Below are 8,870 nucleotides of genomic sequence, written 5' to 3'. Positions count from 1 at the left end.
CGCGGCGGGGACCGTCGGGGCGGCGAGCCGCCACGTCGGGCCGGCCCGCCGGCTCGTCCGCCGGGCGCGGCGGCCGGCCGTCGGGGCCGGGCCCGGCGGGGACGGCCGGCGGGCGGGGCCGCTCGTCGGGACGGTACGGCGCCGGCTCGGTCCGGGGCCGCCGTTCCACCGCGGGCCACTCCTGGGGCCACGGACCACCGGGTCCGGCCGCCGGCCGTCGGCCGTTCCACCGCTCGTCCGGGCCCTGCGGGGCGGGACGCGGGTCAGGGTGGCGACCGGGCTCGGCGCGGTACGGATCCACGGCGCCGCGCGGGGCGTCCGGCGCGTCGCGGTACACCTCGGCGCGCCCGGCGGCCTCCCGGCGCGGGTCGCGCTCCCGCGGCGGCGGACCGTCGAACCCAGGGTCGCGCCGGTCGGACCGGCGGTCGGGCCCTGGTGCGGGCCGGCCGCCGGAGCCGTCATAGCGCCGGTCGGGTCCGGGCTCGCGGCCGTCGAAGCCCGGCTCCGCCGGACCCTCGTAGCCTCGCTCGCGCCGGTCCGCCGGCCGGCCGGGTTCGCGCCGGTCGGCCCAGCCGCCGGGCGTTCCGTCGGGTCGCGCCCCGGGTCCCACGGCCGGTCGCCCGTCCGGGGCACCCCGGCGCTGCTGCGGGCGGTGGGCCACTTCGTCGGGCTCGGGAAGCCAGCCGGGCTCGGCCGCCGGGGAGACGGGCCGGTGCGGACCGCCGTCGGGCGTCCGCCGTCCCGGCTCCGGGCGGACCCAGCGCTGGTCGGGCCGTTCCTCCCGCCGGGCCGCGGGCTGCTCCCGGTTCGCCCGCCGCTGCGGGTCGTGCTGGTCGCCCCGCCGATCGGACCAGGACCGCCGCCCGTCCGGGCGCGGCTCGTCGTGGTGGCGCCGGCCGTCCGGGTACGCACCAGCCCGGTCGCCCGGTGCCGGGCTGACCGGGTAGGTCCCGCGCCGCCCGTCCGGTCCGGCCGGACTGATCGGGTAGCTGCCGCGCCGGTCGTCCGGTCCGGCAGGGCGGACCGGGTACGTGCCGCGCCGGCCGTCGGCGGCGGCCGGGCTGACGGGGTAGGTGCCGCGCCGGTCATCCGGGTTGCCGGGGTGGCTGCGGCCCCGCCCGTCGGGGCCGGCCGGGCTGACCGGGTACGTGTCGTCCGGGGCGTGGCTGTCCGGGTGCACCTCGGCACGGCCGACCACGGCGGCCCGGCCGCGCGGGGCGGGCGGGGTGAGGTGTTCGAGGCCGATGTCGCCCGGGTAGCGCTGCCCCGGGAACTGCGGACGCCACTCGTGGGTGGGTTCGGCGGCCCAGGACGGTTCGGCCGGCTCGCGCCAGCGGTCCCAGCCGCTCATCGTCGCATCCTGTCGCCGCCCGCGCGGCGCGGCCCCGGGGCCGGCTCGCGTCGCTCGCTCACGGCGATGTCACCTCGTTGGAAATTGTCGCGCTGGGGCCCGGACGCGCCGGTAGAGTCGCCCGGTCCTGCACGTCATGGCTGCGGATGGAGGGTAGCGGCGTGGGCTCTCTCACCGCCACTGTGGCACCGCCCACGGGTTCAAACGTTACCCCATCGTTTCGGACATTCGGTGCGATAGCGGTAGCCGGCTTCCGGCGCCACGCCACCTACCGGCAGGCGACCCTGGCCGGGCTGGTCACCAACACCGTCTTCGGCTTCCTGCGCTACTACGTCTTCCTGGCCGCGGCCGGTACGGCGGGGCAGGTGGCCGGCTACGACCGCGCCCAGCTGGCCACCTACGTCTGGGTGGGCCAGGGGCTCCTGGCGGTCATCGCCATCTGGGGCTGGACCGAGCTGGCCGACCGGATCCGCACCGGCGAGATCGCGGCCGACCTGCTCCGGCCGGTCCACCCGGTGACCAGCTACCTCGCCGCCGACCTGGGCCGGGCCGGCTTCGCCGCGCTGTGCCGGCTGATGCCGCCGGTGCTGGTCGGCGTGCTTCTGTTCGAGGTGTACCTGCCCCGTCGGGCGGCCACCCTGCCGCTGGCCGTGCTCTCCGTGCTGCTGGCGCTGGTCGTCTGCTTCGGTTGCCGCTACCTGGTCAACGCCACCGCGTACTGGTTGCAGGACGTCCGCGGACCGATGACCCTCTGGATGCTCGCCGGCAACGTGCTGGGGGGCCTCTACTTCCCGCTCAGCTTCCTGCCCGGCGGCCTGGAGGCGCTGCTGCGCTACGGCACGCCGTTTCCCAGCCTGCTGCAGATCCCCCTCGACGTGCTGGTCGAGCGGGAGCCGCTGCCCGCCCAGCTCGGCCTGGTCGCGGTGCAGGCGGGCTGGGCGGTCGCGTTGCTCGCCTGCTGCCGGCTGGTCCAGCGCCGCGCGGAGCGCCGGTTGGTGGTGCAGGGTGGCTGAGCCGGCAACCCTGACCGGGGCGCCCGCCCCGGCGCAGCGACCGCGGCCGGGGGCGCAGCGCGGGGCGGGGGGTGCGCTGCGGGCGTACCGGGCGCTGCTCGGCGCGCAGGCGCGGTCCCAGACCGCGTACCGGACGTCGTTCGTGGTGGACCTGGTCGGCAACGTCGGGGCGACCGCGTTCGACGTGGTCACCGTGGTGGTGCTCTACGGGGTGACCCGGGAGCTGGGCGGCTTCACGCTGCGCGAGACGCTGGTCATCGTCGGGTTGTCGGCGTTCGCGTTCGCCGCCGCGGACCTGCTGGTCGGCAACATCGAGCGGCTGTCCGGGTACGTGCGGACCGGCCTTTTCGACGCCGTGCTGGTCCGGCCGCTGGCCGCGCTGCCCCAGCTGCTGCTGATGGATTTGCCGGTGCGCAAGGTCTCCCGGGTGGCCTTCGGGCTGGCCGTGCTGCTGGCGGCGCTCGCCTCGGCCCGGATCGAGTGGACCCCGGCGCGGGTCGCGCTGGCGGTGGTCGCCCCGCTGGCCGGGATCGTCTTCTTCGGCGCGGTCTTCGTCCTCACCGCCACCGTCTCGTTCTACTGGATCGACTCGGGACAGCTGGCCAACTCGGTCACCTACGGCGGGCGGGACTTCACCTCGTACCCGGTCACCATCTACGGCGGCTGGTTCCGGGCGCTCTTCGCGTACGGGCTGGGTTTCGCCTTCGTCAGTTACCACCCGGCGCTGGCGCTGCTCGGCCGGGCCGACCCGCTCGGCCTGCCCGGCTGGGTCGGCTGGGCCGCGCCCGGCGTCGCGGGTGTCGCGGCCGCTGTGGCCGCCCTGGCCTGGCGCGTCGGCATCCGTCACTACCGGAGCACGGGGTCATGAGCGTCATCGAGCTGAGCGACCTGCGCAAGGAGTTCACGGTCCGGGTGAAGACCGGGCGGTTACGCCGGCAGAAACGGACGGTCCGCGCGGTCGACGGGATCGACCTGCGGGTGGAGCGCGGGGAGATGCTCGGCTACATCGGCCCGAACGGCGCCGGAAAGTCGACCACGCTGAAGATGCTCACCGGCGTGCTGATGCCCTCGGCGGGCCGGGCCACGGTCTGCGGGCTGCGCCCGGTGGCCGACCGGACCCGGCTGGCGCTGCGCATCGGCGTGGTGTTCGGGCAGCGGTCGCAGCTCTGGTGGGACCTGCCGTTGCGCGACACGTTCGCGCTGCTGCGGCACATCTACCGGGTGCCGGCGGCCGAGCACGCGGCCCGGCTGGCCCGCTGCCGGGGCCTGCTCGACCTGGACGGGTTCCTGGACACCCCGGTCCGGCAGCTCTCCCTCGGCCAGCGGATGCGCGGCGAACTGACCGCCGCCCTGCTGCACGGCCCGGAGGTGCTCTTCCTGGACGAGCCGACCATCGGCCTGGACGTGGTCAGCAAGCAGGCGGTCCGGGGGTTCCTGGCCGAGCTGGGCCGGGCCGGCGACACCACCCTGGTGCTCACCACCCACGACCTGGCCGACATCGAACGGCTCTGCGAGCGGCTGGTGGTCATCGACCACGGCCGGGTGGTGCACGACGGGTCGATCGCCGCGCTGCACCGCCGGTACGGGTCGCGCCGGATGGTGGTGGCCGAGCTGGACGCCGCGCTGCCGGCACCCCCGGCGCTGCCCGGCGCTCCGCTGCACCGGTTGGAGGCCGACGGACGCCGGCTGGTCTTCGCGCTGGAGTCGGCGAGCGTCGCCGAGGTGGTTGCCGGGCTGGCCGGGCTGGCCACGCTCCGGGACATCTCGATCGTGGAACCGGACATCGAAGAGGTGGTGGCCCGGCTCTACCGCACGCCGGCCGACGGCTGACCGGCGCTGCCGCACTGCCCGGGGCGGGCTCGGCTCAGACCTTGTCGCCGATCGCCACCTGCGGGGCCGGGGCGCGCATCTTGCGGAAGGTGATCGACCGCATGATCGCGTAGAAGTAGAGCGAGCCGAGCCGCTCGGTGCTCTTCGGGTACCGCTCGCGTACCAGCTTCTTGATCTTCCGCGCGATCAGGACGGAGTCGACCACCACGCCGAGGGCCAGCAGGCCCCACAGCAGGTTGGACAGCAGCCGGACGATCGGCGGCATGGCCTGGTTGGACCCGATCAGCACGATCAGCGCGCCGCCGAAGAACCAGGTGCCGACCGTACGCCGGGAGTCCACCACGTTGCGGGCCAGCAGCCGCTCCGGGCCGCGGTCGCGCGGGCCACCCGCGCGCCGGAACTCGGCGGCCGCCTCGGCGCGGGCGGCGCGGCGCTGCTCGCGCGCCTCCTCCTTGGTCAGCGGCTTCGTCGGCGTGCCGGGGCGCCGGCCGGCGCTCGGCCGCTTCGGGGTCTCCCGCCCCTTCGCGGGCGTGTAGCCCCGGGGGCGGGCAGCGGTGGACTCCTCGTCGGTCGTCACCTGGGTGACGGACTCCTCGACGAGGTCGGCGGGCTTACGGCGAAACAGCGACGGCACGCCGGCAAGGGTAGCCAAACGGCCGCGCCCGGTGCACATCGCGGGTGCACCGGGCGCGGGAAGAGCGGGATTGGCGCTACGGACGCTCGGCGTGCGCGCCCAGGTCGGCTAGCTTCGCCTCGAAGTCCTCGTAGCCGCGGTTGATCAGGTCGACGCCGTACACCCGGGAGGTGCCCTCGGCGGCGAGCGCCGCGATGAGGTGGCTGAAACCGGCCCGCAGGTCCGGGATGACCAGGTCGGCCGCGTGCAGCTTGCTGGGGCCGGCGATCACCGCGGAGTGCTTGAAGTTGCGCCGGCCGAACCGGCACGGGGTGCCGCCCAGGCAGTCCCGGTAGACCTGGATGTTGGCGCCCATCGAGTTCAGCGCCTCGGTGTAGCCGAGCCGCTGCTCGTAGACGGTCTCGTGCACGATCGACAGGCCCCGGGCCTGGGTGAGCGCCACCACGAGTGGCTGCTGCCAGTCGGTCATGAACCCGGGGTGCACGTCGGTCTCCAGGGCCACCGCGTTCAGCTCCCCGCCCGGGTGCCAGAAGCGGATGCCGCCCTCCTGGCCCGGGCTGCCGCCGCGCGGCGGGCGCAGGTCGGTCACCTCGTACTCGCCGCCGACCGAGCGGAAGATGTTCAGGAAGGTCATCATGTCGGCCTGCTGGGCGCCGAGCACCTCGACGTGACCGCGGGTGGCCAGCGCGGCGGCCGCCCAGCTGGCGGCCTCGATCCGGTCCGGGATCGGCCGGTGGGTGTAGCCGTGCAGCTTCTTGACGCCCTGGATCTCGATCACCCGGTCGGTGTGCACCTTGATGATCGCGCCCATCTTCTGCAGCACGCAGATCAGGTCGATGATCTCCGGCTCGACCGCCGCGTTGCGCAGCTCGGTGACGCCCTCGGCCATCACCGCGGTGAGCAGCACCTGCTCGGTGGCGCCCACACTCGGGTACGGCAGGGCGAACTTGGTGCCGTGCAGCCCGTTCGGTGCCGACAGGTGCAGCCCTTCCGGGGTCTTTTCGACGGTCGCGCCGAACTCGCGCAGCGCCTGCAGGTGGAAGTCGATCGGGCGCGGCCCGATGTGGCAGCCGCCCAGGTCGGGGATGAAGGCGTGGCCGAGCCGGTGCAGCAGCGGACCGCAGAACAGGATCGGGATCCGGCTGGAACCGGCGTGCACGTTGATCTGGTCGGTGCTGGCGCTCTCGACGTTGGACGGGTCGAAGACCAGCTCGCCGTCCTCCTCGCCGTCGCTCACCTTCACCCCGTGCAGGCCGAGCAGGCCCCGGACGACCTCGACGTCGCGGATGCGGGGCACGTCGAACAGCCGGCTCGGGGTGTCGCCCAGGAGGGCGGCGACCATCGCCTTGGACACGAGGTTCTTCGCGCCGCGCACGCGGATCCGCCCTTCGAGCGGAGTACCTCCGTGTACGACCAGGACGTCGTCGGTCAACGCAACCTCCAGCGCGTTGGTGCTGCCGTGTGGATGGGTGGGTGCACGATCTGCATCGCTACCCGAAGTGCGGCCAGATGAAAACGGCCCGCAGGTGTCCTCGCCCCGGCAGCATAGCCCTCTGTGACGAAAATGGAATCGGTCACATCACCTGCGACGGCACGAACCGGGGATACCGACGCTCATCCGTACCAGCGATGTGACTGTCCGTGATCAGGCGCCGGGCAGGGCCAGCATCTGGTCCAGCGCGACCCGGGCGTGGTGCGCGGTGTCCGGGTCGACGGTGATCTGGTTGACCACCCGCCCGGCTGCCAGCTCCTCGAGCGCCCACACCAGGTGCGGCAGGTCGATCCGGTTCATCGTGGAGCAGTAGCAGACCGCCCGGTCGAGGAACATGATCTGCTTGTCCGGGTGCGCCAGCGCCAGCCGGCGGACGAGGTTCAGCTCGGTGCCGACCGCCCACGCCGAGCCGGCCGGGGCCGCCTCGATGGTCCGGATGATGTACTCGGTCGAGCCCACGTGGTCGGCGGCGGTGACCACCTCGTGCCGGCACTCCGGGTGGACCAGCACGTTGACCCCCGGCACCCGCTCCCGGACGTCGTTGACGCTGTCCAGCGTGAAGCGGCCGTGCACCGAGCAGTGCCCCCGCCAGAGGATCATCTTGGCGTCGCGCAGCTGCTCCGGGGTGAGCCCGCCGCCCGGCTTGTGCGGGTCGTAGAGGACGCAGTCGTCCAGCGAGAAGCCCATCTCCAGCACCGCGGTGTTGCGACCCAGGTGCTGGTCGGGCAGGAACAGCACCTTCCGCCCCTGCTCGAACGCCCAGTCCAGGGCCCGCTTCGCGTTCGACGAGGTGCAGACCACGCCGCCGTGCCGGCCGACGAAGCCCTTGATGTCCGCCGACGAGTTCATGTACGTCACCGGGACGGTGTCGGCCGCGACGCCCAGGTCGGTGAGCACGTCCCAGGCGGTCTCGACCTGGGACAGCACCGCCATGTCGGCCATCGAGCAGCCGGCCGCCAGGTCGGGCAGGATCACCTTCTGGCTGTCCGCGGTGAGGATGTCCGCGGACTCGGCCATGAAGTGCACGCCGCAGAAGACGATGAACTCCGCGTCGGGGCGGGCGGCCGCCTCCCGGGCCAGCTTGAACGAGTCGCCGGTCACGTCGGCGAACTGGATCACCTCGTCGCGCTGGTAGTGGTGCCCCAGCACGAAGACCTTTGTGCCGAGCGCGGCCTTGGCCGCCGCCGCCCGGGCCACCAGGTCCGGATCGCTCGGCGCGGGGAGGTCACCCGGACACTCCACGCCACGCTCGGTGGCGGGATCGCTGCCGCGGCCGAGGAGCAGCAGCGCAGTGGCGGTGTTGGACGGCTCAACCCAGGTCGAAGTCACGCCTCCCATCGTCCCACAGCGCGGCGGCCGTGCCGGCGTCCCCGATGTGGCCTGCCACACTGCTCGGCATGCGCGTGCTGCTCTGCCCGGACAAGTTCGCCGGCACGCTGCCGGCCCTGGAGGTGGCCGCCGCGGTGGCCGCGGGCTGGCGGGAGGTCGCCCCCGGCGACGAGCTGCTGGTCCGGCCGCTCGCCGACGGCGGGCCGGGCTTCGTCGCGGTGCTCGCCGAGGCGCTCGGCGGGCGCCGGCTGGCGGTGCCCACCGTCGACCCGCTGGGCCGCCCGGCGGCCGGTGAGATCCTGCTCACCGACGACGGCAGCGCGTACCTGGAGAGCGCCCAGGCCTGCGGGCTGCACCTGCTGTCGGCGGCCGAGCGGGACCCGAAGGCGACCACCTCGTACGGGCTCGGGCTGCTGGTGGCGGCGGCCGTCGAGGCGGGAGCGCGCACCGTGATCGTCGGGCTGGGCGGCTCCGCCACCAACGACGGGGGCGCCGGCATGCTCGTTCCGCTCGGCGTCACCCCGCTGGACGAGGCGGGCCGGGCCCTGCCGTACGGCGGGGCGGCCCTCGCCGCGGTGGCCGCGCTGGACGGCGTGCCCCGGATCCGTGGCGCCGCCCTGGTCGCCGCCACGGACGTGGACAACCCGCTGCTCGGGCTGCACGGGGCCAGCAACGTGTACGGCCCGCAGAAGGGCGCGAGCCGGGCCGACGTGCTGCTGCTCGACGCCGCGCTGGAGCGCTGGGCGACCGTGCTGGAACGCGACCTGCCCGGCTGCCCGCCCGGCTTCGCCGCGCTGCCCGGCGCCGGGGCGGCCGGCGGCCTCGGCGGGGCCGTGCTCGCGCTGGGCGGGCGGTGCGAGTCGGGCATCGGGCTGGTCACCCGGGCGATCGGGCTGGACGCCGCGCTGGACTCCGCCGACCTGGTGATCACCGGCGAGGGCTCGTTCGACCACCAGTCGCTGCGCGGCAAGGTGGTCGCCGGGGTGGCCGGGGCCGCCCGGGACCGCGGGCTGCCCTGCGTGGTGCTGGCCGGCCGGGTGAGCACCGGGCGGCGGGAGGCGGCCGCGGCCGGGGTGACCGACGCGTACAGCCTGGTGGAGCACTTCGGCGGCGAGGAACGCGGCGGGGTGGAGGCGGCGATGGGCCGGCCCGCGGAAGGGCTGCGCGCGCTCGGCGCCCGCCTGGCCCGCCAGTGGAGCCGCCCGGCACGCTGAGTCGCGC

Annotated in this window: 7 protein-coding genes and 1 pseudogene; 4 read left to right on the top strand and 4 right to left on the bottom strand. The window is 74.8% G+C overall.

Annotation, left to right across the window (positions count from 1 at the left end; translation table 11 throughout):
• A pseudogene (locus LQ51_RS30500) lies at positions 1-1,351 on the bottom strand (hypothetical protein); the annotation flags it as partial.
• Between the two features lie 161 nt (positions 1,352-1,512).
• On the opposite strand from LQ51_RS30500, the gene LQ51_RS30495 reads away from it, so the two are divergent.
• The 3 genes from LQ51_RS30495 (at position 1,513) to LQ51_RS30485 (ending at position 4,194) form a co-directional block, all read left to right on the top strand.
• Positions 1,513-2,364, top strand: a complete 852-nt coding sequence (locus tag LQ51_RS30495; protein ID WP_046571755.1) for an ABC transporter permease — start codon at positions 1,513-1,515, stop codon at positions 2,362-2,364.
• Positions 2,365-2,440: 76 nt separating this feature from the next.
• Entirely contained in the window at positions 2,441-3,232 is a 792-nt protein-coding gene (locus tag LQ51_RS30490) for an ABC transporter permease (protein ID WP_046571753.1), read from the top strand.
• Complete coding sequence (locus LQ51_RS30485) at positions 3,229-4,194, top strand: ABC transporter ATP-binding protein (RefSeq protein WP_046571741.1); 966 nt, start codon at positions 3,229-3,231, stop codon at positions 4,192-4,194. Before LQ51_RS30490 ends, LQ51_RS30485 begins: the two co-directional genes overlap by 4 nt.
• A gap of 34 nt (positions 4,195-4,228) precedes the next feature.
• On the opposite strand, the gene LQ51_RS30480 is transcribed toward LQ51_RS30485, so the two are convergent.
• From LQ51_RS30480 to nadA, 3 genes are all read right to left on the bottom strand, one after another.
• On the bottom strand, positions 4,229-4,867 hold the full coding sequence (locus LQ51_RS30480) for a DUF3043 domain-containing protein (RefSeq protein WP_046571739.1): 639 nt from the start codon (positions 4,865-4,867) through the stop codon (positions 4,229-4,231).
• Between the two features lie 37 nt (positions 4,868-4,904).
• A complete protein-coding gene (murA, locus tag LQ51_RS30475; protein ID WP_046571737.1) occupies positions 4,905-6,260 on the bottom strand; it encodes a UDP-N-acetylglucosamine 1-carboxyvinyltransferase in 1,356 nt (451 codons plus the stop codon).
• Between the two features lie 213 nt (positions 6,261-6,473).
• A complete protein-coding gene (gene nadA, locus LQ51_RS30470; RefSeq protein ID WP_046571735.1) occupies positions 6,474-7,649 on the bottom strand; it encodes a quinolinate synthase NadA in 1,176 nt (391 codons plus the stop codon).
• Between the two features lie 44 nt (positions 7,650-7,693).
• Here nadA and LQ51_RS30465 point away from each other — a divergent pair, with 44 nt between their 5' ends.
• Positions 7,694-8,863, top strand: a complete 1,170-nt coding sequence (locus LQ51_RS30465; RefSeq protein ID WP_197087958.1) for a glycerate kinase family protein — start codon at positions 7,694-7,696, stop codon at positions 8,861-8,863.
• Positions 8,864-8,870 lie beyond the last annotated feature (7 nt).

Origin of the sequence: Micromonospora sp. HK10 (assembly GCF_000982955.1) — a bacterium.
GTDB lineage: Bacteria > Actinomycetota > Actinomycetes > Mycobacteriales > Micromonosporaceae > Micromonospora.
This window is presented reverse-complemented; position numbering and strand designations above follow the sequence as displayed.